The organism is Pseudoalteromonas lipolytica (assembly GCF_900116435.1).
GTDB classification, from domain to species: domain Bacteria; phylum Pseudomonadota; class Gammaproteobacteria; order Enterobacterales; family Alteromonadaceae; genus Pseudoalteromonas; species Pseudoalteromonas lipolytica.
The window spans coordinates 1-25,051 of the sequence record NZ_FPAZ01000030.1 but is presented as its reverse complement, the minus strand read 5'-3'; the positions used below and the strand labels follow the sequence as shown (position 1 = coordinate 25,051).

Below are 25,051 nucleotides of genomic sequence, written 5' to 3'. Positions count from 1 at the left end.
CGCGAATTCAAGTCCGAAGTGCACCACTCGCTAAATTAGGCTGCTTTGCGTAATTCATCGAATATTACCGCTGGTTGCCTAAACCCTAGACATTTTCTCGGCCTCGCATTGAGCGCCTTTTCTATGTGCGCAATTTGCTTATCTGTCACCGTTCGTAAATCAGTGCCTTTGCGAATATATTGACGCAACAAGCCATTAAAGTTCTCATTTAACCCTCTTTCCCATGATGAGTAGGGGTTAGCAAAGTAGATGTCGGTTTTTAGCTTGTCTGAAACATGCTCATGTTCACAAAACTCACTCCCGTTGTCTGCGGTTATCGTATGAACATGGCGTCGATAGCGCCACAGCATACCTATCATTGCTCTGCTCACTTGCGCTGCACTTTTTGCTGGCACTTTGCGTATCAGGTAAAACTTACTTGTACGCTCGACTAAACTAACGATTGCTCCCGTACCATGCTTGCCAAGTACTGTATCCGCTTCCCAATCACCAAATCGTGTCTTAGTGTCAACAATCGCAGGTCTATGTTCAATGCCAACACGATTTGGGATGATGACACGTTTGCTTCGGCTGCCTTTACGATAACGTCTGTGCCCTTGTCGCAGATGTTTGTATAGCTTGCCACCACTCAATTTATCTTTTTGAATATAGCCATAAATCCATTCATGACTCACAGGATGCCCGATAATTTTGCTTACACCCGCAACCTGCTCAGGGCTCCATTTTTGCTCCAATCCAAACTCAACGAACGCAATTGTAAGTGCTGGCATGGAATACTTGGCAGCTAGATGTTTTCGTTTACATGCCTTTGAATGTGCAACCTCAGGCAAGTAATGACTTCGAGTACTATTGCGCCTAACTTCACGACTTATAGTGCTGTGGCTCACTTTTAGCCTTTTCCCTATCTCTCGATAGCTAAAACCCTCGCGTAAGTAGGCCTCAATCTGGTATCTTTGCCCTTCGATCAACTGCTTGTAACTCATGGTATCTACTCTTGTTTTTTGGCGATTACAGAGTACCACCAACAGGCAGTTGATCTCTTCTCACCGTTTAACCATGAGTGGTGCACTTATTATCTGAATTCGGGTTTCCTTTATTAGTAACTTTTATGATTTTTTGCACATGAAACACATTAAGTCAATTAGGCTCAATGTTTTAAACTTGTTTTACTACATAAATTATAATTAATTAGTACAGTTATTTACAGAACTCCAAGTAAGAGCTTTCTTGCCATTCTGGCAAGTGGGTAGCTAAAGGTTATTATTGAAGTTGAGTTTGGGGTTTGAACTACCTATAGCTCGTTTTATAGCTTTAGGTCTTCTGAAAAGCATCAAAACAATGATTTGAATATGACTTGGTAGCTAAAGTGATTGAGTTAGGTTTTTCTAACTGCCATGGGTAAAAGCGGGTAATAAGGTTTTTACTTATCGGTTTTTTAGAATATCTGTTTGCTGGTTTTAGGGGCTACCAAGTTGCATATCAACCCGAATAACCCCCGTTTTAGTCATTGTGATGACTAATCTGTTACCTTTTCTAATGCACCTGTGCGCCATGGTTCGATGATAATTTTAATGTGGTCGTTTGGTTTAAATAAGGTGTCGAATGCGCCTTGTACACCGTCGATGCCGACTTTGCCGGTGCGCATTTTTTGCCACGCTATTTTGCCTGAGGCGATATTCTCAAGTGATTGCGCGAACTCTTCAGGTTGATAGTAATAAGAGAAAATAAGGTCGAGCTCTTTTACGGTTGCATACGCAAAGTTCACTTCGAGTGGTGCGGTATGAATGCCTGTTACAATAATTTTTGCTTTGGCTGGCGCACGCAAAATATAGTCGTTTAGTAGGCGGCTTACACCTGCACATTCAAAAATTACTACCTTGTGATCGCCTGCGAGTGTGGCCGCTGTTGTGACTTCGTCATCGGTCATGGGGTTTACGTAGTGTGTTGCACCAAACTCAAGGGCGATTTGTTTTTTACTCTCTTGCGGGTCAGAGGCAACAATATGTTTTACGCCTTGCAGTTTTAGAGCGGCAATAGCGGCAAGACCAATAGGTCCGCAACCTACGACAACGGCGACATCATCTTTATTCATGTTTGCGCGATTAACGGCATGCAAGCCCACAGCAAGAGGCTCGGTAATGGCGGCGGCTTCTGACGGCACGCCATCAGGAATAGGTAATAATAGCGCTTCATCAACAATAAAGTACTCTGAATAAGCACCATATATACCGGGTGTTACTCCAACTCCAGCACCGCCTGCCGACATTAAAATAGGCACCGATGTTACGCGTGTGCCCGCAGCAAGCTCGCCTTTTGTATCTGGACCATAGCTAACAATCTCAGCGGCATATTCGTGGCCGAGTAATACTTCTTGATCGTTCCCTGCGCTTTTATCCATGATGCCAAGGTTCTTATAAATATCAAATACATCGCTCGTATGGCGAGTAATATGAATGTCTGATCCGCAAATTCCACACGCAAGACTTTTTACAAGTACTTGTCCAGGCCCAGGTGTTGGAATGGCTATTTGTTTTACATGTAGTTGGCCATTTTGCATAGCGACCGAATTCATTTGGCTCATATGTGTATCCTCAATTGAACGGGAAAGGTTTTCACCTTGTGTGCTATCTACACTAAGTAAACTGGCAGGGTATATCTTGACTTTTTACGACAAAAACATGATAAATTGCGACATAACAAAGCAATAAGAGCATTAACATGGACTATTGTGTACGTGCAGGTTCGTTAGCTGGGTATCAAGAGTTGGTGAATGAGCTGGGTGAAAACCCTATTAGCTTATTAAAACAAGCGGGTTTTTTACCTAGCCACTTGCGTGACGCTGATAACATGATTGTATACGAAAAAGTATCGCACTTATTAGAGCTAACGGCGCTGCAGCTGGCCGACCCTTTATTTGGTTTTAAGTTGGGATTACGCCAAGGGATCCGCGCGTTAGGATTAATTGGCGCACATATGGCGCAGCAAGAAAATATTGCGACAGCCCTGAGTATTGCACGTAAATATTCATTTATGCATGTGCAAGGCGCGCAGTTAGCGCTAACACATTTGACGGCAAAACAATGCGAGCTGCAAATAAGTTTAGTGATAAACGAGTTAAGCCGCAGCACACAAGTCGTGCAATTAAGCATTGCGCTTATTTACCGTATTTTACGTGATATGGCGGGGGCTGATTTTGAGCTTCAGTGTATTTGTTTACAGCAAGCCATTAGCCACGAACAGCAAAAAATACTCCGTAAGATGTTTCAATGTGAAGTTGTGCCACAGGCTCAAAATAATGCCTTATTGTTTTCGTCGCATATTTTGATGAAAAAACCAATTCGTCCAGATAATTTAATTACCGACATTATTAATCAGCAATTTCAACTAAATAGTGCATCTGTAGTGCTACCTATTAGCGATTTAGTTAAGCACAGCATTACAATGTTATTACCGACAGGTGAATGCAATAAAGACAGCGTGGCTTTAAACCTTGGTATGCACCCTAAAAAGTTAGAGCGATCGCTCAAAGAAGCCGGAACAAGCTTTCGGGAAGTGTTAAATGAAACACGAAAATCAATTACGTTACGTACCCTCGAAATGAGTAATATGTCGATGACCACCTTGGCATTGAACCTTGGTTATGCAGAATTCTCGGTTTTTAGTCGCAGTTTTAAAAATTGGTTCGGGCTGTCGCCTCGTGCTTTTAAAAGGCAAATAAAGAAGTAAGCCCTCGGCGCTTTACCGAGGGCGTATTACTGAGTTAGTTAAAATAACCTGTATTAAGGTATAAATGTGTGACCACCCCTGCAAAATAGCCGAGCAAAATAACCGGTGTCCATTTTAAATGGCTATTAAAGGTGTATATACCACGCGCTTGCCCCATAAGAGCCACACCCGCAGCCGAACCAATTGACAATAGACTGCCGCCAATGCCAGCGGTGAGGGTAATTAATAGCCATTGACCATGAGACATATCTGGCATCATTTGCAGTACTGCAAACATCACAGGAATGTTATCTACCACAGCCGACATTAAACCTAAGATTATATTTGCACCTGTTGCTGACCAGTTGTTATAAAGCAAATCAGACAATAAGCTTAAGTATCCGATAAACCCTAAACCACCCACACAAATTACAATGCCATAGAAGAACAGTAGGGTATCCCATTCTGCGCGAGATACGCGGCTAAATACATCAAATGGCACCACATTTCCTAAGCTCTCTAAACGTTGTTTATCACCTTCACGCTCTGCCATAGCACGTTTTCTTGCCAGTGAACCCGGTAGGGTTACACGTAAGAAATAACCAAAGAATTGTAAGTAACCAAGCCCCATCATCATACCTACAACAGGGGGTAAACCAAACGCTGTTTTAAGTACCACAGCCGTAAGAATGGTAAGTAAAAATAGGCATAAAATACGGATAGCACCGCGTTTTAGTTCCACATCTTCATCGGCTGTTTGTGGGTGTTTATTGTTAATAAAGAAAGACATCACTAAAGCAGGAATAATATAGCTGACTAACGCGGGTAAAAATAAAACGAAGAACTCAGAAAAGGCAACAACATCAGCCTGCCAGACCATAAGTGTGGTTATGTCACCAAATGGGCTAAATGCACCGCCCGCATTGGCAGCAATAACAATATTAACGCATGACATAGCAATAAAGCGGTTATCATCGGTTGCTACTTTCATTACCACGGCACATAGCAGCAATGCGGTGGTTAAGTTATCTGCCACAGGTGAAATACAAAAAGCGAGTACGCCACTGATCCAAAATAATTGTTTATAACTAAAACCGCGTGCGACTAACCAGCTACGCAGGCCGTCAAATAGGCGGCGCTCTTCAAGCGCGTTAATGTACGTCATGGCGACCAGTAAAAAGAGCATTAACTCAGAAAACTCAAGCAACGCATGACGAAATGCATTGGTGCTTAAGTCCGACATGTTTTGGGCGCTGTATTGCCAGGCAATTAAGGTCCAAATAATACCGGCAGCGACAAGAACCGGTTTTGATTTTCGTAAATGGATTTTTTCTTCAAGAATAACGAGTACATAGGCAAAAATAAAAATAGCGACACAGATAATGCCGACGGGGTGGTTAAGTAGGTCAATAGCGGCTGTTGTTTCAGCGTAAGCTTGGCTACTGAATCCTACCAAGGAGAGCAGGAGTCCTAGTATCAGTTTGTTCATTGTGTGTTCCATTTAGTCATATTTAGAGTCGACGGTGTTTACTGTGTGAAGCGGTGGCTATTTTAGATTTTTTTTGTACTTTTTGTAACAAAGAAGTAATAAAAATGTAGGTATATCCAATATAAATATGAGTAATGTTTAGGTATGAAGGTGCTAAAAATAGCAGGGGAAAAGTTCGTAAGGTAAATAGGCTGCGGTTTCTAATGGGCAGAATCGTTAAAGTTTTTATTTAAGGTTTATTCAGCGCGGTTTATAACGATTAAATAGCGTAAATACAAAAGGGCTACAAAGTAGCCCTTAAAGGAAGTTTTGCATTGCTTATGCAAAATGTTTTTCTAAGTCGTCTGAGCCGCCAATGTGCTGACCACCAATAAATACTTGTGGTACAGTTTCACGACCAGACAAGGCTTTTAAGCTCGTAAGTGACGCATGTTGCCCCAATACAATTTCTTCGTACACAAGGCCTTTGCTGTCTAGCAATGCTTTTGCTTTTATACAAAATGGGCAATTAGGTTTAGTAATAATGCTCACAGGCTCTGGTTTAACTTGCGCTGGGTTGATGTAATCAAGCATGGTATCAGCATCAGAGACTTCAAATGGGTCACCTGGCTTTTGTGGCTCAATAAACATTTTTTCAATCACGCCATCTTTAACAAGCATTGAATAGCGCCAGCTACGTTTACCAAAACCTAAGTCGTTTTTATCTACTAACATACCCATGCCGTCAGTAAATTCGCCATTACCATCTGGAAGCAGGGTAATATTTTGTGCTTCTTGGTTTTGTGCCCATGCGTTCATTACAAATGTATCGTTTACCGAAATACATACGATGTCATCTACCCCATTTTTCTTAAATACGGCTGCAAGCTCGTTATAGCGAGGCAAGTGAGTTGATGAGCAAGTGGGTGTAAACGCACCTGGTAAGGCAAATAACACCACGGTTTTACCTTTAAAAATGTCGTCAGTGGTGATTGACTGCCATTGCTCACCTACACGTGTTGCAAATGTAACGTTTGGTACTTTTTGACCTTCGATATTGTTTAACATTGTTTTTAATTCCTCTTGATTTGTTGAGTACTATTGTGACGGTTTGCTCTTAATAGTTCCAATCGTTTGTTTGTATTGATACGATAGGTAATACCAATCAGTAATAATGCTTAATCATTTTGAGACGGATATGAATTTAAAAGACTTTGAATATGTTAAAGCCGTTGCCCAATTTCAGCACTTTCGTAAAGCGGCCGATGCATGTTATGTCAGCCAGCCTACATTAAGCGGGCAAATAAAAAAGCTTGAAGAAGCGCTTGGGGTGACTATTTTTGACCGCTCAACCAAGCACGTTACTATAACAGCGCAAGGGCAGCGGCTAGTTGACCAAATTATTGTAATACTTGAGCAAACTCAAGTGCTAAAAGAACTGGCCGCGAGTTCACATGACCCCCTTAAAGGTAAAATTAATGTGGGTATTATTCCTACCATAGCGCCTTATTTATTACCTACTTTGCTGACCTCAATGAAGCATGCATTTTCTAAAACGCAGTTTTCGTTTATAGAAATGCAAACAGCACAAATATTAAGCGCCCTCGACAAGGGCGAAATAGACATTGCGATTGTCGCTGATGTGCCAGATTTAGAGAGTTATCATAAATCGGCTTTGTACAAAGAAGACTTTTTACTCGCGGTATCTGAGCAGCATGCGCTGGCAAGTCATAATGAGGTTGCATTAAAACAGTTAAATGGCGGCGAGTTACTGATGCTTAATGAAGGGCACTGTTTTAAAGAGCAAGCTGAGCAGTTTTGCTTTTCGGCAGGGGTTGAAGTGTCTAATCAATATAAAGGAAACAGTTTAGAAACCTTGCTTGCGCTGGTGGCGATGGATGATGGCGTGACCTTTGTGCCAAAATTGGCGTGTTCACCCAGAGGGGGTATTAACTATGTGTCTATTGCGCCTAATCAACAGCGTCAAATTGTAATTGCTACCCGAAAACATTACCCACATATCGCTGGGGTAGAGCAATTAGCCGCATGGCTAAATGCTCATAAGGGCTTACACGAACGCTTACTCAGCGCCCGCTAGTTCTATAATGTCGTTAATTTGAATCGCGGGCAAAGGTTGTTTATCGATACTGGTAGCAACCGCTGACTGCTGATACAGCTGTGTTACTTTCACTTGGTTTAAAGTGGTAATTTTGTGTGGCAGCTTATTACCTTGTGCATCTGTAATGTAGTTGTGATGCGCAATATTTAAAATTTGGCCTTGTTGCAGGCCATGAGCTTTGCCCAAGTTAATAATGAGCGTGTCGTTTTCAATATGTAAGATCTTGCCTTGAGTGGGCAAACACGCCATGGCTGCTTGCAAGTCGTAGGTCAGAGTTTGGTTTACATCACTGATTGCACGGCCATAATCGGTTGCCCAAAATCTATCGCTGTAAACATCGATGATATCGGTTTTTTTGTACGGCCAGACCCCTTCTGCTTGATAGCTTTTCTCCCACAGCTTTTCATAGGTTGTGCCATCAAATAAAACATAATCGACTTTGTAAGCACGTTTAAAGCTGTCGTCCTGCCAAAATGCATAGTCGTTGTTGAGCTTTTGATTAACCGACAGGTCGCGAATACGGCTAAGCAACACGTATTGCGAATTACTGCGACTGGTTATTTCTTCAAGTAGGGCATTACTGTAATCGTATTGTTGGGTAAAAAAGTGATCAACCCTAAGAGGCACGTTGTAATAGGCTGTTGGCTTGGCTGCCATTTGCGTATTACTTAAACTGGCATACAGTTGCTCACTGATCGCTTTATTAACGTCAAAAATTTGGCCCATTCTTGCTTGTTCACGATTTACTAATTGGCTTTGTGTAACCGCGATAAACTTAGTGTATTGATTTGCAGGGCATTCTTCGGCTTGAGGGAATATATCTAAGCGAAGTGTAATGGCATAGGTGTCGTTATGACGGTCTTCGCTGATTAACTCTATTTTTTGGATCTCGCCATGACTGCTGATCTTCAACTGATCTTGTGTCAAAACCCCGTCAACAAGGGTTTGAACAGACGTTACACGGGCCCCTGAAAACACCAATGCTTGGGTGATCGCATCTTTAATGGCGGCTGATTTTGCCTGACTCGTGTCGCCATTTTTCACTACTGCATGCCCTGTAGACTCAAACCATTGAGCTAAGCTATTGTTTGAAAACACAATTGTGAAGGCTAATCCGATACCTTGTAAACTGGCTATAATTTTACGTTTCATGCTGACACCTAGCACCGATAACTATTGATTAGCCTAAACGAGCAAGGAATGTACCAGAAGTGGCATTAAACGTGCATATTTGTGACAAATGAGTTTTAAGCGGAAGCAAATTATGCGAGCACTTCTATTTATTGGGCTTGTTACCTGCGCAGCATTAACGGGCTGTAGCAGTATTTTTGATAAGCATGTTGAGTATACTTACATTGAACCAGATGACTACCCAATACTAAAAGCGGTGGGTTACGCGCCTATTAGTGCGCAGCCAGGCGGCAGTGAATCGCAACGAGCGCTGCTTGCAATTAAAGCCTCTAAACTTGAAGCCTACCGAGAGCTGGCTGAGCAAGTTTATGGGCAAAAAATTTCCGCCGGCACCACGGTGCAAAATAGTGTTGCACACAACGATCAATTGCAAAGCCAAGTGCAAGGGGTGATCAAAGGCGCTCAGGTGATCAAAAGCTACGCTGTAGGCGATACGTATGCAACCGAATTACAGCTAGATATGAAACGCGTTCACGACCTATATATTGGTGAAATTAAGCCGCGTGAAGTAAAAAAAGTGACTTATTATTAACCGTTAAATTCTCATAGTTGCAGCTTGGGTGCTATGCTTTTAAGACTGTCGGTTTTAATAAAAGCATACTGGTGATAACACGTTACTTAAACCAAGCTGTTCTGTTCTTTGGCATGGCCTATGCTCAGTAAAGGCATTGTGAGTGCATGCCGCTTTGCTTGGCGCTATCGCTTTTTTTCGATCCTCTTTTTTTTGGTTTTATGCTTAACAAGCGTCGCGCTTGCTGAGCGTTTGGTGATTGAGTTTTCAACCTTTATCCAACAAATGCAACAGCGTTATGGTGCTAACCGAGTGACTGTCGCCAGACAGTGGCAGGGCATGCTGCAACATGCTGCAGGCTTACCCGAGCAGCAGCAAATTTTAGTTGTGAATGACTTTTTTGCCCGCACACTTCGTTATCAAACTGATATAGAACTTTGGAAGCAAAACGACTATTGGGCGACCCCTCTCGAGACCATGGGCAAAGGGTTGGGGGATTGTGAAGATTATGCGATTGCCAAGTATGTGAGTTTACGTGCGCTGGGTATCAGTGACGACAAACTTAGGCTTATTTATGTTAAAGCCCAACTCCCCGGTACTCGGCAAACCCAAGCGCATATGGTGCTCGGTTATTTTACTCAGCCTAATGCCCAACCCCTTATTTTAGACAGTTTGATTGTTAAGGTGCTGCCTGCAGCCAAACGCACCGATCTTAGTCCCGTTTTTAGTTTTAATAGTAAAGGCCTTTGGGCAAATAATTCGACGCAAAGTGTGGCAGATCCAACCGCGAGACTATCGCGTTGGCGTCATATTTTAGAGCAAACGCGTAAAGAAGGAGTTAAATGGTGAGCGTATTTAAAGTGTTAAAACGCAAAAGAAATAAAACCATTACCTTAAAACAGGAATTGTGGATTGCCATTTTAACGGTGATTATTATTGGTTTTGTAAGTAGTTTGCTGATTAGTACCAGCTCGGCGAAAGAATACTTTACCACTGAGCTTAGAATGAAAAATGTCGATAATGCTAACTCGTTGGCATTAATGCTGAGTCAAATGAATAAAGATCCGGTGGAAATAGAGTTACTTATTTCGGCTACTTTTGATACCGGGTACTACCATCGTATTGAGCTCAAAGACCCCCAAGGCGACACCATAATAAAACGCATTTACCGTGGTGAGCTAACCCTAAATGCACCCCGTTGGTTTCGTCATTTATATTCGCTAAATGTGGCGCCGGGCATCGCACAAGTCAGCGATGGCTGGCAACAATTTGGTACGTTATATGTCGAAAGCCACAGCGAATATACGCAAGATGCACTGTGGCAGAGCGCCGTAAATTTATTTTATAGCTTTTTAGCGGTTGCGGTGTCTGCATGTATTGCTGGTGCTTATTTCTTATCAAAAATATTAAGCCCATTGAGCGATGTAATGAAACAAGCGGTGGCGCTGGGTGAAAAGCGCTTTATTAAATCAAAAGTGCCAAGAACCTACGAATTTGCCAAGCTTGTCACGTCAATGAACCAATTATCATCTCGCTTTAGTCGCACAGTCAAAGAAGACCGCCGACGCCTAGAAGAAATGCGCTTTAAAAGTCAGCACGACGATTTAACGGGGCTTGCTAATCGTGAGTATTTTAATGCAACGCTCGATACCTTTTTACAAAACTCACAAGCACACGGTGCTTTATTTCTGTTTAGAGTGATTAATCTTGATGCATTATCTGACCAAGTGGGACGGGTTGAAATGGTGTCATTTTTACGCCGTTTTTCAGAGTCGTTAGTGGTGTTTTTAGAATCAAATGAAGACAGTTTTCGTGAGAGCCAAATTGCACGTATGTCGCATGTCGATTTTTTAGTGTTATTTAGTGATGTCAGCGAGCTAAAAACACTCAGCGATAATGTGCTAAATATACACAAGCAGTTAGTGGCAGAGTTTGCTCAAGTGGAGCTTGGGGTGTCTCATAGTTGTAGCCTTATTAAAGCCGATGATACTCGAGGAGAGTTACTAACACGCGTTGATCAGCTATTAAAAATTGCTATTGCCCAGCCAGGATGTAATGCATACATTAACGACAATGTGCCGGTCCATCAAGAACATATTGATGCCGACCAATGGCGCACAACAATCGAAACTGCACTTAAAGAGAATCAACTTGAAATTGCCTTATACCCAGTCAGTAGTTTTAGTGGCTCGTTACTCCAGCAGCAAATTTCATTGAGTTTACTGTTAAACGGTGAAAAATATCGCTTTGGATTTTACTACCAATGGGCACATCGCTTGCACTTATTAGCAAGGCTTGATTGGAGTTTAATGAAACTGATGATCCTTGAATATGGTGATAGTGAGGATGAATCAATACTTGCCATAGAGCTGAGCGCCGATACTTTGCGAGATGACATGGCTGTGGCCTCTATTTTAACAGGGCTTTCTGCTTACCCGAATTTAGCTAAACGCTTATGTTTTGAGGTAAGAGCGGGTTTTGCAGTGAAAGAGTTTAGTTTGTTTAGAAGCTTTTGTTCGCAAGTACACTGTATTGGCGCCAAAGTTGCGCTTAAAAGAGTGGGGGCTGAGTTTACTAAGCTCACTAAAATACAAGAACTTGGCCTTGAGATGATTAAAATTGACACGGTTTATTGCCACAATATTAGTTTTAGTGAAGACAACCAAACGTTCTTACGTGGCGTATGCTCTTTAGCTCATTCTTTAGGTATTAAAGTGGTTGCAGAGGGAGTTAAAAACCCGAGTGACCAAGCCATACTGCACAGTTTAGGATTTGATGGCTTAGTCGCAATTGAGGAACGTGTTGGTTAATGGCCTTTTACGGCCAACATTAATTGCATACGATCGCGTACTTTTAATTTATTAAAAATAGAGCTCATATGCTCTTTTACAGTCCGCTCTGTAATATGTAAGGTTTGCGCAACCTGTTTATTGGTTGCGCCAGTGACAACGTGATCAACAACTTGTTTTTCACGTTTAGTTAAACAGCTCAAATCGCATTGATGTTGGTAGCTAATAGGTTGGTTTGACAAAACACCGACCAGATTCGACAGTAACTGCCCCGGTAACCAAATACCACCTGAACACACGGTTTCTGCTACTTGCTCGATAATCACTTTACTCGCAAATGCCTCTATGTAACCACGTGCACCAAGTTGAAGTGCTTGACACAGTTGGGCTATATCAAGTTGTGTGGTCATTACGATAACGGGTATGCGTTGGGCGCTGTACTTCTCAACGAGAGACGGCCACTCAGGTCCATCGGCTAACAACCAAATTAATGTGTCTGCAATTAATTGCTTGGGCGACGAGGTATGAACGGCACAATCTGGAAACGCACTTTGCCAATGAGGCGATTGCAATTTATCTTGTGTAATAAAAATACTGCGGCGCATGAATACTCCGTAAAAATGCTGTAATTATCTCGTCTTACCTTTCGGTCATCGCTAAAGACGTTGCACGTAAAATGGGTTTGAAAAGGTATTCTAGTACGGTTTTTTTGCCGGTTATTATATCTACCTGAGTGGTCATGCCCGGAATAATGGTCAGGTTTTCTGAAAAATGATTGCGGTTCGTTTTTAACTGCACAATGTAAAACGTATTATCTCTTTCATCGGTAACGGTATCAGCACTGATATGTGTAACTTCGGCTTCTAAGCCGCCATAAATAGCAAAGTCATAGGCACTGAATTTGATCATCGCAGTTTGGCCTGGACGTAAAAAAGCGATGTCTTTCGGTAAAATTTTTGCTTCGACAACGAGCTGATCATCAAGTGGAATAATTTCAAGAGCATCACTGCCCGGTTGTAAAATGCCCCCGACGGTATTAACCAGTAAACGTTGAACCGTGCCATTCACGGGGGAGCGAATTTCGGTTTGTGTTACTTTGTCGGCAAGCCCTGATTCGGTTTCTTTTACAGCATCTAGACGAAGCAAAGCTTCTGATAACTCGTTGCTCCAGCGGTTGATCATGGCAAGCTCAACTTCGGTTACTTTGTTTTTAGCTTCGTTAATGGCTGACATGGTGCGGTTTATGGCGGCTTTGGTTCTGTTTATTTCGCCTGTGTGCTCTACTATTTGGCGCTCTAGGCGAATAATATCAATATCAGAAACAGCACCAGAGCGTAATAATGGGCGTGTGACAGACAACTCTCGATTGGCCAAACTTAACGAGTTAGTGTGTTGCTGAAGTGCTGCTTTTGCTTCGGCATAATCTTGACGGCGTTGCTCTAATTGCCGCTTGTGTATAGTAACTTGCTGTTCGAGTTCTTGATTACTGCTCTCAAACATGGCTTGTTCATGGGCGATTGCCTCAGGGGCTTTTTCTATAATTTCTGGATCAAACGCGAGAGGTCTTTTTTGGGTTAACGCTTTAAGGCGCTCTACCTTTGCTGTTAACGACAGTATTTTTGCTTGGTTTTCTCTAAATGAAGAAATAAAGCGTGTTGGATCTATCTTTATTAATACATCGCCTTCGTTAACTATTTGGCCTTCTCTGACATAGATTTGCTCAATCATGCCGCCATCATAAGACTGCACGACCTGTAGTTTATGCGACGGGATAACGCGTCCTTCGCCCCGTGCTACTTCGTCGAGGTGCGCAAATGCGGCCCACATAATTAAGGCTAACAGGCTGAAACAAATAATATAAAGCAGTACTTTAGCGCTAGCAGGTTGCTGTTGCATTTTTTCCCATTGTGCATCTACAACCCAGTCTTGACTGGTTGGGGGTGATAACCAACCTGAAAATAACTTTGAAAAGATCGAAGGGCGTTTTGTTTTTTGTTTTTCAAGTGCTTTGTTTAAGCGCTCAAACGAGCGCTGTTCAATAGGTAGGTTATTATCGCTCATGATACTTTTCCTACTGTTTGATGATTTAACGCTGATAACACTTGAGATTTAGGGCCATCGGCAACCACTTTACCGTTATCGAGCACAATGACACGGTCGACCAGTTCGAGTAACGAGGTTCTGTGAGTTACAACGATTAAGGTTTTTTCTTGGCAACTGCGTTTGATGTTATTAATGATCTTAGTTTCGCTGTTGTGATCAAGTGCCGAAGTTGGTTCATCCATCAACAGTATTGGCGGGTTATTTAACAGTGCTCGGGCAATACCAACCGCCTGACGTTGACCCCCAGAGAGTAATCGGCCTTGCTCACCAACTTGCATGTCGAACCCATCGGGGTGAGAGTTTATAAGTTCAAATAACTGACTTTGCTGGCATGCCGAAAGTATTTGCTCATCTTTAGCGTGCCACGCACTGAGGGTGATGTTGTCTTTTAACGAACCAAAAAATAATGAAATGGTTTGGGGTACATACCCAATGTTGTGCCTAAGCTCTGCGGGGTCGATTTGGTGGATGTCGTTATTATCAATTGAAATAGTGCCCGCCGTTGGCTCATACAAACCTAAAATTAGTTTTTCTATGGTGCTTTTCCCTGAGCCATTGCGCCCTAAAATAGCTACTTTTTCACCGGCTTTTATTTTAAAGCTAACACCACTGAGCGCTTCGTTGCTTTCATCGGTATATTTAAAGCGTACGTCGTTAAATTCTATGTCGCCAAGCAACACTGGATGACTTAACCAATGTTTGCCTGTGGGGCGCTCAACGTCTTTTTCCATGATTTCATTTAACGAGTGCATTGCAATTGCGGCATGATGAAATTGCGCGAGTACAGCCGCAGATTGACTAATAGGAGCCATAGTACGTGACGACAATAAGTAGGCGGCAATTAGCCCCCCTTGGGTTAAATCACCTTCGATAATTAGGTGTACACCTACTAACATAATCACCACACCAACACACTGCTGAACCCACGAGCCAGCATTGGCTATAGAAGATGATATTAAGCGACTTTGGGCATTGACTCGGGCTATAAAAATCGTTGATTTTTCCCAGTTTGACTGGGTTTTACATTCACTGTGAAAGCTTTTGACATCTTCAATGTTTGTTAAGCTTTCAACCAAAACAGCATTGCGCATAGAGCTTGCTTTCATGGTTTGTTCTGACAGGCTCTCGAGTTTTCGATGGGCGGCCAGCGCGTAACTCATTAATAGCAGTGCCCCAACGATAATAGGTAAACTTAATTCAACACCAATAATCGCGATGACTGTGAGGTAAAGCAGTACGAAAGGTAAATCGACAAGGGCAATTAAAGTAATGGAGCTAAAAAAGCTGCGCACTGCCTCAAATGATTGAATATTACTGGCAAACGAGCCTGCTGACGCAGGACGGTTTTTTAACTTCATACCCAACACGCGTTCCATGATCACTGCCGACACTTTGACATCAATACGACTGGCTGCCAGCTCTACAAAATAACTGCGCACGAGTCTGAGAATAAAGTCTGCGGTAAGGGCAATTAGTACGCCTGTGGCAAGCACCCATAACGTTTCAGTGGCATGGTTAGGCACAACGCGGTCATAAACATTCATGACAAACAATGGCATTGCAATGGAAAGAATGCCCAAAGCAATGGCAGAAATAATGACATCTTTGTATAAGCTTCGACACTCTTTAATGACACCCCAAAACCAGCCGTCTTTCGACAGTTTTTGCAGTACGGGGGAGCGCGCATCAAAGGCAAACTCGGGTTGTGCATAAATGATCATTGATGTACTGGTTTTATAAAGCTCTTCAAGGCTTAATGTCACAGCAGAGTCTGGCATCTCGGGGTAGATCACTTCGACTTTATCATTTTGAGTGTCGAGTTTTGTAATGACGCAAGCCTCATTCCCTTGCAAAATTAATACGGCGGGTAACAAAGCAACGTTTAAGTCGCAAAGTGCTTTGCGCACAACCTTGGTTTTAAAACCAATACGTTTTGCTGCTCGCGAGAAACCCGATGGCGTTAATAAGCCATCCTCAAGGGGAAGCCCACTAAGCAGTGTTTCACGAGAAAACTCTCGATCATGATAGCGGCATAAAATTTCTAGGCAGTCTACAAGACTGCCGCCGTGGTCGAGTACATCGTTCTCTTGCATAAAATGTCCATTATTAATAAACCTAAAGTTTAAGACCAGCCGTCTTTCATGGCGGGTGGGCGATTACCTTTTTCGGTTATTACCGCTTCAATGCGACGATTTGCTGCGTTTGCGCGAACAGAAATCTCATTTATTCTTGGCTGATCAATTCCATAGCCTAATGACTTCACTCTTGTTGGTGAGATACCGTATTGTTGAATGAGTATTTCAGCGACCGAAAAAGCACGTTTTTCTGACAGTTTTTTATTGTAAAGAGCAGGGCCTTCTAATGAAGCATGGCCTTGGATTTCGACATTTTTACTGGGGTGTTCTTTTAAGAAGTCTGCCAGTCTTGCAATTTCTTGCATATATTCAGGGCGTACAACACTAGAGTCGGCAAGAAAGGGAATACCTATTTCGACATTGCTAGTGTTGCTACGGTACTTTGTACAGCCTCTTTCATCGACCTCCGTAAAAGCAGGAGTTGATGGGCAATCATCATTTTCGTTAGCAACGCCGTCGTTGTCATCGTCAACGAAGGTGCTTGCGGGTGTTGTTGGAATGGTGAGATAACTCGGCATGGCTGTCACACTCATATACGCGTTATCTTGTTGCTTCTTTTTTTGTAAAAAGGCTTGTCGACTCAGGGTCGCTGCAACATCAAATTTAGGACAAATACTGTCAGCACTGAGTGCGATAGGATCGTCGGTTAGCTCACTGATTGCAGGAAATTTATCTGATTTTACATTGAGGGTTTCAAGTAATTTCCCCATTTCGGCTAGCATCGTTAGTATGGCTGCTTGTCTATCGTAAAGGGCTGCAGTGTAAGAGCGATTAGATTGAAATGATTCATTCTCTGCATCAAGTACATCGAGCAATGTGCGCTGACCAATATCGAATTGGTCTTTGTAGGCGTATTTAACTTTTTGCGACGATTCTTTATGGTTAGCGAGCGAAGGTATTTTACTTTGTAGAACTTGTACACTGTTGTAGGCGATTTGTAAGTTCTGCCTTATTTCTATACATGTTTGATCGCGTTGATATTTAGCAACGTTCACTTCTTGATAGGCTTGGTCTAGATTTGCGCTATCGAGTCCGCCGTTATAGAGGTTGTATCTCACATCAATACCAACACGTGCCTCAGAGCGGGTTTCGTTTAACCCTAACTCGTCTCGGTCTTGCATGCCGTAGCGTGCTGATAAATCAACATTCGGATGAAAGGCCGATTTTTGCGAGTCTGCATTGGCTTTTTGTGCTTCGATATTGTAAAGCGATGCATAAAAATTTGGGCTGTTTTTATAGGCGATATCAAGGGCTTGATTTATTGTGATGGGGATTGCGTCATCACTCAACTTTGCCTTTACCGTACCTTGAGTCGGAAGCTCGCCAATAATACGCAAATAGCGTGCACTGACATCATGCAAGTTTTCATATTCTGTCATCACGTTTGACTGCGCTAATGACAGACGACCACTAATTTGTTCAAGATCAGCAGCACGCGCAACGCCAGCTCCCACACTTTGTTCAATCTGCTGATAAACCGATTCATGTTCTTTAAGGTTAATTTCAGCAAGTTCAACAAGCTCGGTAAACTTTTGTACGTCTAAATAAGCGATACTTGCAGCGAGTGCTGTTTTTTCGGCTTGATCTAATAATTCGAAATAACGTATTAATTGGATTCGTTCAAAACGTTTTACGTTATTTGAGGTTCTGAAACCATCGTAAAGCATTTGCCCGAGCGTTAATTCTGCAGTGTTACGGTTATATTCTTCTTCAATACCGTAATTGCGCTTTTCGTACCCAGCACTGGCCGACACATCCACTGTGGGTAAATAGCCAGAACGTGCCGCATCAATACCATGCATAGATGCTTTAAATGCATGCCAAGCTTGTTGCACTTCAGGGTTGGTTGAAATTGCTTTATCTGCCACATAATTTAGCGGCATCACTGAAACTTGTTCTGCATTAGCATTAAAAAAGCTGCCGTTTGCAGCAAATAATAAAGTGAAAAATACAGAGAGTTTCTTGGTAGTGAACTTTTCGCTAATAGTCATATCATCCTCTTTTATCGACTAAATTTAATTCACGCTAAGTTAGTTTTAGTCAACAAATTTAGATACTGCAAATACTTCTTTTGTATTATTTTGCGGGTGTTTGATCACATTTTTCGTGTACCCGCACTTTAGTTCTATAGTATTAGCTTTATGTAAAACCTGTACCATAGTCCAGTAACTAAGTGCTGTTTCTCTACTAGATTTACGTTATACGCGTGCAATTTAAATATGTTGAGGAATAGCAAATGGATGCGAACCAATTATTAGTTATTGATGTACAAGGCTCTGCCGGTATTATTCAAGCCGATGGGTCAATTAAAGCACTGAGTGTGGGTGATGTTATCACTGTGGGTGATACCGTTATCACTGCGGATAAGTCAACATTGTTAATTGACGTGCAAGGTGAGTCTTTATCTATTCCTGCTAATAAAAAGGTCACCATTACGCCGGACCTACTCGCAAAAGAGGTCAAAGATAGCTCTGAAAATACGGTGTTTGATGACAGTATTGACGACGCCATTGCAAGCTTGAATCAACCAAATCAAACAACCGCAGACCCGCAGCAAGGTGGTGACATAAGCGACTTTTTAGATGCGCTTGAAGGCGGCGGCGATATTCTCGATAGTTTAGAAGCCACTGCCGCTGGTGGTACAGGGGGAGCGACCTCAGGTGGCGGTACTTCATTTGTAGAATTAGCACGTATTGCAGAGGGCATTGACCCTTCAAGTCTCGCATTTGATGATAGTTTTAATAGCGATAGCAGTAGTATTTTTTCGCCGCGTGATACAACCGATGGTGTTGTCCCAACAGACACCTTAACGGCAACGGTTAGTATTGATGACCCAGGTGTTATAAATAACTCTCAACCTGTGATCACAGGAACCACTGAAAATCTTGTTGGTGAAACAGTCACCGTGACTGTCACCGATGTGAATGGTAATAACCAAGTGGTTACAGTGGTTGTTCAACCCGATGGTACCTTTACGACTCCACCTTTGGATCCACTGCCTGATGGCCCTATTGTGATTGAAGTGGTTGCTATTGACCCGAATGGCGACCCTGTGAGTGACACGATTGGTGCGAATATCGATACCATCGCGCCTGTTGTTACCATTAATGAATTGCCCGACTCTGCGTCACAAACGGTGGTGATTAATGGCTCTGTATCAGGCATTAGCGCAGGTGATGATGTCACAATTACGGTGACAGACAGCGCAGGCCAAGTACAAACATTTGTCACCCAAGTTGATGAGCAAGGTAATTGGAGTATTACCACAGAAGCGCTTGCTGAAGGTTTATATACCGTATTGGCTTCGGCTGTAGATGCGGCAGGTAACGAAGGCACCGATACAGAAAATGGACTCGTTGATTTAACGGCACCGGTGATAAACATAGACCCAATTGGTGAAACTAATGACACAACCCCCACGATTTCAGGCAATGTGAGTGGGGTGACTGTTGGAAGTGAGATCACGGTGGTGATTACTGCAGCCGATGGCGCTATTCAAACCGTGATAGCGATTGTTGCTGACGACGGTAGCTGGACAATTGATGTGCCAGTTGCGTTGGTTGAAGGCGAATTTACCGTCACAGCCACTGTTTTAGACGCAGCGGGTAACGAAGCACAAGCAAGCACCACTGGTATTATTGATGTAACCGCCCCGATAATAAATATTACCCCAATTGATGATACGCAAGACACCACGCCAACCATAACCGGTAATGTAGTCGGTGTGGTTGAAGGTAGCGTTGTGACGGTTGTGGTAACCGATATAAATGGCCAAGTACAGACTTTAACCGCCCTCACCGATGCTAATGGTAATTGGACTCTCGATGTTCCAAGTGAACTGGCTGAAGGGCCGTTTGAGGTGACTGCAACTGTCAGCGACTTGGCAGGAAACCAAGCACAGGATAGCGCAACAGGGGTGATTGACTTAACGGCACCAGACATCACCTTAACTGCCATTGCCAATACGAATGACACCACGCCTGTGTTTGTTGGTCGTGTTGAGGGTGTGCCAGAAGGCACACAAGTGACTATTCAAGTTGTGGGTAGTGATGGCCAATCACAATCGCTTACAGCGTTTGTGTTAGCTGATGGCAGCTATAGTGTGGAGGCGAGCACAGCATTACCTGAAGGCGGTTTTACTGCGATTGCAACAGTATCAGATCCGGCAGGAAATTCTGCGACGGCTAATACTTCTGGGACAGTGGCGTTTTCGCCTATTTCAATCACGATCGATTCTATTGCAGATAGCAACGACACCACGCCATTACTAAGTGGTCAAACTGAGGGAGTTGCGCCGGGCACAACTATCATGCTGTCTGTTACAGCAAGTGATGGTAGCGTATTTAATTTATTAGCAATTACACAAGCTGACGGAAGTTGGTCTATTCAAATGACTCAACCTCTTCCTGAGGGGGATTTTACGGTTGTAGCAACCGTGCTAGACCCACAAGGTAACGAAGCGCAAGCTACTGCAATCGGTAATGTTGACCTAACAGTCAGTATTAACTTTATTATTGATACCAATGACACAACCCCCAGCGTATCGGGTTCGACCCAAGATGTTGCCCCGGGCGCAGTGGTTACCGTGACCTTTATAGGCAGTGATGGCGCGACAGAAACAATACAGGTTATTACCGATGCAAATGGTGATTGGTCTGTAGAGGCCACCATTCCTCTGGTCGAAGGCCAATTTACCGTCACGGCAACCGTTACGGATGAGGTGGGTAACACGGCCACAGCCAGTGAAATTGGTGAAATTGACTTAACCGATCCAACTATTTTCATTGATCCCCTTAATGATACCAATGACACAACGCCAACAATTTCAGGGTCAGTACTTGATGTACCCGCAGGTACTACCGTTTCATTGCTTGTGACAGACAGCAATGGAGTAACGCAAACACTAACAGCTACAACCGATGCGCAAGGTAACTGGCAGGTCGATGTTGCCAGCGAATTAGCCGAAGGCGATTACACTGTCACAGCAAGTGTCAGTGATGAAGCTGGGAATACCAGCACCGCCACTGCAACAGGTACTATCGATTTGACCGCGCCTATTATCAACATTGATACAATGGCTGATAGTAACGACACAACCCCGACAATATCAGGCACGACGCAAGGACTTGATGCAGCAACGACAGTCACGGTAAGTGTGACAGACAGTGCAGGCAGTACACAAACATTCACAACAATTACTAATGCCGATGGTAGCTGGTCAGTTACAGTCACTGATGAATTAGCAGAAGGTGAATTTACGGTTGTTGCACAAACACAGGACAAAGCGGGTAATAGTGCTGAAGATACTGAAACAGGTGTTATTGATTTAACCGCTCCGAGCATTGCGATAAACGAATTTACGGATTCAAATGATGTTACACCCGTTATATCGGGTGTTGTTTCGGGCGTTGAGCCAGGCACTTTAGTCACTATTACGCTTGTTGATAGCAATGGCAATCAACAGGTCTTAACTGCGGTTGTAAATGCTGACAACACGTGGCAAGTCGGTGCAAATCAGGTCTTAGCAGAAGGTGAGTTTACAATCACCGCCACGGTGAGTGACCCTGCGGGTAATCAAGCACTTGATACAGCAACAGGCGTTATTGATTTAACAGCTCCTATTATTGCTCTTGACTCCCTTGGAAGCAGTGCAGACAACACCCCGACTATCACGGGGACGGTGCAAGGCGTTAATGCGGGTACAACCGTCACGCTTGTGGTCACTGACTCTAATGGCAATAGCCAAACGTTCACGGCCTTAACCAACAGCGCAGGTGGCTTTAGTGCGGATGTACCAAACGGCCTAGCAGAGGGTGAATACACGGTAACTGCTTCAGTGGCAGACGAAGCTGGTAATCAAGCGCTTGATACCGCAACGGGTAATATCGATTTAACCGCGCCAATTATTGATCTTGACCCCTTAGGGAGCAGTGCAGACAACACCCCGACCATTACAGGTACGGTACAAGGTGTTAATGCTGGAACAACAGTCACGCTCGTGGTCACTGACTCCAACGGCAATAGCCAAACATTTACAACGGTAACCAACAATAATGGTGGCTTTAGTGCAGATGTGCCTACAAGCCTTGCTGAAGGTGAGTATACCGTAACAGCCTCGGTGGCAGATGATGCAGGCAACCAAGCCTCTGACACTGAAACAGGTCAAATCGATAGTTCTTCACTGACTATTTTAATAGACGCTGTCGGTGAGACAAATGATATAACCCCCACTATTTCAGGGTCTACATTAAACGCGACAGCGGGAGATCAAATCACCGTGGTGATTACGCCTGAATCTGGCGTGGCTCAAACCTTTACCACACAGGTTGATGCAAATGGTAATTGGACCATTACAGTATCGCAAGCGTTAGCTGAGGGTGAGTTTACCGTTGATGCAACGCTGACAGATCAATTTGGTAATACAGCAAGCGACTCAATTACAGGGGTGATTGATATTACGGCCCCTAGCGTGACAATTGATACGATAGGCTCAATAAACGACAGCACACCAGTGATTTCGGGTACATCACAAGGTGCCGTGAATGGCAGTACAGTGACTGTGACAGTGGTTGATTCGCAAAATAATAGCCAAGTGTATACCACCACAGTCGATGCCAATGGAAATTGGTCTGTGCCTGTAACCAGTGCAGTCGCGCAAGGGCAATTTACAGTGACGGCCAGTATCACTGATAATGCGGGTAATACAGGCACAGATACCGAAATTGGTAATTTTGATGGTGTGGGTCCGCTATTAACGCTTGATTTCGATCCGCTTACAAATGATACAACCCCACTTATTTCGGGTACTACAGATGCAGTTGCTGGCACGGTTGTGTCGGTTGTTGTTACAGATAGCAATGGAGCGACGCAAACTCTTTCGGCTGTTGTAGCTGCTGATGGTACGTGGTCTATCAGCCCTGATACGCCTTTGGCTGAGGGCGCATTTACAGTCACAGCCAGTGTCGCGGATGAGTCAGGTAATCAAACTCAAGTAACGGATACTGGGGTGATTGATATCACTGCGCCGACCATTTCGATTGATAATCTGGGCACAGTGAATGACACCACGCCAACGATCAGTGGTCAAACAAATGAACCTGCGGGCAGCATCGTAACAGTGGTGGTCACTGATGGTGTCGCAAGTTATGAATTTACAGCAATTGTGAATGCCGATGGCAGCTGGTCAGGCGATGTACCTGCTCAGTTAGAAGATGGCAATATTAGTGTTACTGCTACTGTGACCGATGCGGCGGGTAATTCAGCGCAAGCTAACAGCGCCTTTATTCTTAATAGCTCTGCACCGAGTATTGCGATTGATGCCATTAATGATACCAATGACACAACACCGACAATTAGCGGTACGTCTGATGCCCCTGATGGCACGCTAATAACAGTCATCATTGAAGACAGTGATAATAATAGCCAGTCTGTTACTGCGACAGTGCAAAATGGCGTATGGAGTGTAGAACCAACACAAGCACTTAGTGAGGGGAGTTTCACGGTGTCGGCGTCGGTCACTGTGGATGGCTTAACCAGCGATGCCAGTGCACAGGGTTTAATTGATATAACCCCTCCGACAGTCACTATTGATGCACTTGCAGATACCAGTGATGTTACGCCATTAATTTCAGGCCAAACATCGGGTTTAGTGTCGGGTAGTATTGTAACCGTGACCATTACAGACAGTAATGGGGATTCGCAGGTTGTTTCAGCGACGGTGGCACAAGATGGTTCGTGGTCTGTGGCGGCAAGTACAGACTTAGCCCAAGGTCAATATACAGTAACCGCGGTGGTTGCCGACAGTGCAGGTAATCAAGCAACAGACACCGAAACAGGCATTATTGATTTAACAGCCCCTACAATCAGCATTGATAATATTGCCGACACAAATGATGTAACGCCCGTGTTGTCTGGTCAAACAACGGGTGTACCTGCAGGCTCACAAATTACCCTCTTGGTGACAGATAGTAACGGTAATACGCAAACCCTGATTACGACTACCTTAGCAGATGGTTCATGGTCAGTTGAGGCTGATGTGATTATTGCCGAAGGCGCATTCACCGTTGAAGCAACAGTAAGTGACGCGGCAGGTAATACAGCCTCTGATACTGCGATTGGTGTTGTGGATACTACCGCACCTACCATCACGGTGGATGCACTTGCACCAAGCTCAGATGTAACACCAGTGATCAGTGGTATGGCAGAAGGAGTTCCTGCGGGCACTGTTGTCAGTATAGTGATCACAGACAGCCAAGGCGTGCAGCAATCACTCTTTGCAACCGTTAACAACGATGGTAGTTGGTCTGTAGAGGCGTTAGATGCGGTCGCTGAAGGTGAATACACCGTTGTTGCAACAGTGCAAGACGCAGCCGGAAATCAAGGTACAGACATCGAAACAGGTCTTATTGATACCACAGCACCGACAGTGGTCATCGACCCACAAGCTGTGACAAACGACACAACCCCCGTCATTAGCGGACAAACCTCAGGTGTGCCAACCGGCACCGAAGTTAGGCTGACAATTACAGACAGTGCGGGCAATGTGCAAACGCTGGTGGCAACAACGGGAGCCGACGGTAGTTGGTCAGTTGCTGTATCTCAAGCATTAGCGCAAGGCAGTTATACTATTGACGCTGAGGTGTCAGATGCTGCTGGTAACACAGGAAACGACACGGCCTCAGGCGAAGTAGATATCACCGCGCCAGTTGTCAGTATTGATGCGATTGCCGACAGCAACGATGTAACCCCTGTTATTAGTGGTCAAAGTACAGGCGTGCCTGCGGGGACGCTTGTTACATTAACCATCACCGACAGTGCGGGTAATGTTCAAACAGTAACAACAACTGTACAAGCCGATGGTAGTTGGTCAGCTGAAGCAGCAACGGCACTCGCCGAAGGTGATTACACCGTTGTTGCAACCATTGTGGATGCCGCAGGTAATACAGGCACCGACACCGAAACCGGCACAATTGATGTGACCGCGCCAACCATCACCATTGATGCGCCAGCGCTGACCAATGACAACACGCC

At 43.9% G+C, this 25,051-nt stretch carries 15 protein-coding genes; 6 read left to right on the top strand and 9 right to left on the bottom strand.

The features are described from left to right. Positions 1-35 precede the first annotated feature (35 nt). Together BM378_RS19830 and BM378_RS19825 are read right to left on the bottom strand one after the other, a co-directional pair. Positions 36-983, bottom strand: a complete 948-nt coding sequence (locus tag BM378_RS19830; protein WP_074989424.1) for an IS30 family transposase — start codon at positions 981-983, stop codon at positions 36-38. A 533-nt stretch (positions 984-1,516) separates the two neighbouring features. Next, positions 1,517-2,581, bottom strand: coding sequence for a zinc-binding dehydrogenase (locus BM378_RS19825; RefSeq protein WP_065978391.1), 1,065 nt, complete (start codon positions 2,579-2,581; stop codon positions 1,517-1,519). A gap of 137 nt (positions 2,582-2,718) precedes the next feature. On the opposite strand from BM378_RS19825, the gene BM378_RS19820 reads away from it, so the two are divergent. Then, positions 2,719-3,726, top strand: a complete 1,008-nt coding sequence (locus BM378_RS19820; protein ID WP_065978390.1) for an AraC family transcriptional regulator — start codon at positions 2,719-2,721, stop codon at positions 3,724-3,726. Positions 3,727-3,760: 34 nt separating this feature from the next. Here the strand turns inward: BM378_RS19820 and nhaD are convergent, their stop codons facing one another. After that, positions 3,761-5,194 (bottom strand): sodium:proton antiporter NhaD, encoded by a 1,434-nt coding sequence (nhaD, locus tag BM378_RS19815; RefSeq protein ID WP_083422950.1) that lies wholly within the window; start codon positions 5,192-5,194, stop codon positions 3,761-3,763. 318 nt (positions 5,195-5,512) lie between these two features. Further along, a complete protein-coding gene (locus tag BM378_RS19810) occupies positions 5,513-6,241 on the bottom strand; it encodes a glutathione peroxidase (protein WP_036970241.1) in 729 nt (242 codons plus the stop codon). 130 nt (positions 6,242-6,371) lie between these two features. Between BM378_RS19810 and BM378_RS19805 the strand changes: the two genes are divergently transcribed. Beyond that, a complete protein-coding gene (locus BM378_RS19805; protein ID WP_074989854.1) occupies positions 6,372-7,271 on the top strand; it encodes a LysR substrate-binding domain-containing protein in 900 nt (299 codons plus the stop codon). On the opposite strand, the gene BM378_RS19800 is transcribed toward BM378_RS19805, so the two are convergent. After that, a complete protein-coding gene (locus tag BM378_RS19800) occupies positions 7,254-8,444 on the bottom strand; it encodes a flagella assembly protein FlgT (protein WP_036970238.1) in 1,191 nt (396 codons plus the stop codon). The genes BM378_RS19805 and BM378_RS19800 overlap by 18 nt on opposite strands. A 112-nt stretch (positions 8,445-8,556) precedes the next feature. On the opposite strand from BM378_RS19800, the gene BM378_RS19795 reads away from it, so the two are divergent. The 3 genes from BM378_RS19795 (at position 8,557) to BM378_RS19785 (ending at position 11,804) form a co-directional block, all read left to right on the top strand. Next, the gene (locus tag BM378_RS19795) at positions 8,557-9,015 is read left to right on the top strand and encodes an LPP20 family lipoprotein (protein ID WP_036970235.1); all 459 of its coding nucleotides are present in this window, start codon (positions 8,557-8,559) and stop codon (positions 9,013-9,015) included. A 120-nt stretch (positions 9,016-9,135) separates the two neighbouring features. Beyond that, on the top strand, positions 9,136-9,843 hold the full coding sequence (locus tag BM378_RS19790; protein WP_083422949.1) for a transglutaminase-like cysteine peptidase: 708 nt from the start codon (positions 9,136-9,138) through the stop codon (positions 9,841-9,843). Further along, positions 9,837-11,804 carry a bifunctional diguanylate cyclase/phosphodiesterase gene (locus BM378_RS19785; RefSeq protein WP_143104609.1) on the top strand — a complete coding sequence of 656 codons (1,968 nt, stop codon included), beginning with the start codon at positions 9,837-9,839 and terminating at the stop codon, positions 11,802-11,804. The genes BM378_RS19790 and BM378_RS19785 overlap by 7 nt, the downstream gene beginning before the upstream one ends. Here BM378_RS19785 and BM378_RS19780 read toward each other — a convergent pair. Genes BM378_RS19780 through BM378_RS19765 form a run of 4 tightly spaced genes read right to left on the bottom strand, consistent with a single transcriptional unit; the run spans position 11,801 to position 18,012 of the window. Continuing rightward, the gene (locus BM378_RS19780; RefSeq protein ID WP_036970232.1) at positions 11,801-12,388 is read right to left on the bottom strand and encodes a response regulator transcription factor; all 588 of its coding nucleotides are present in this window, start codon (positions 12,386-12,388) and stop codon (positions 11,801-11,803) included. The two genes, BM378_RS19785 and BM378_RS19780, sit on opposite strands and share 4 nt — an antisense overlap. A gap of 34 nt (positions 12,389-12,422) precedes the next feature. Next, a complete protein-coding gene (locus BM378_RS19775; RefSeq protein ID WP_074989852.1) occupies positions 12,423-13,844 on the bottom strand; it encodes an HlyD family type I secretion periplasmic adaptor subunit in 1,422 nt (473 codons plus the stop codon). Beyond that, the gene (locus BM378_RS19770; protein WP_065978386.1) at positions 13,841-15,979 is read right to left on the bottom strand and encodes a type I secretion system permease/ATPase; all 2,139 of its coding nucleotides are present in this window, start codon (positions 15,977-15,979) and stop codon (positions 13,841-13,843) included. The genes BM378_RS19775 and BM378_RS19770 overlap by 4 nt, the downstream gene beginning before the upstream one ends. 29 nt (positions 15,980-16,008) lie before the next feature. Then, positions 16,009-18,012, bottom strand: a complete 2,004-nt coding sequence (locus BM378_RS19765) for a TolC family outer membrane protein (protein ID WP_227006835.1) — start codon at positions 18,010-18,012, stop codon at positions 16,009-16,011. A gap of 245 nt (positions 18,013-18,257) precedes the next feature. Here BM378_RS19765 and BM378_RS19760 point away from each other — a divergent pair. Then, positions 18,258-25,051, top strand: a 6,794-nt coding sequence (locus BM378_RS19760; protein ID WP_177222600.1) for an Ig-like domain-containing protein, incomplete at its 3' end; no start/stop codon positions are given.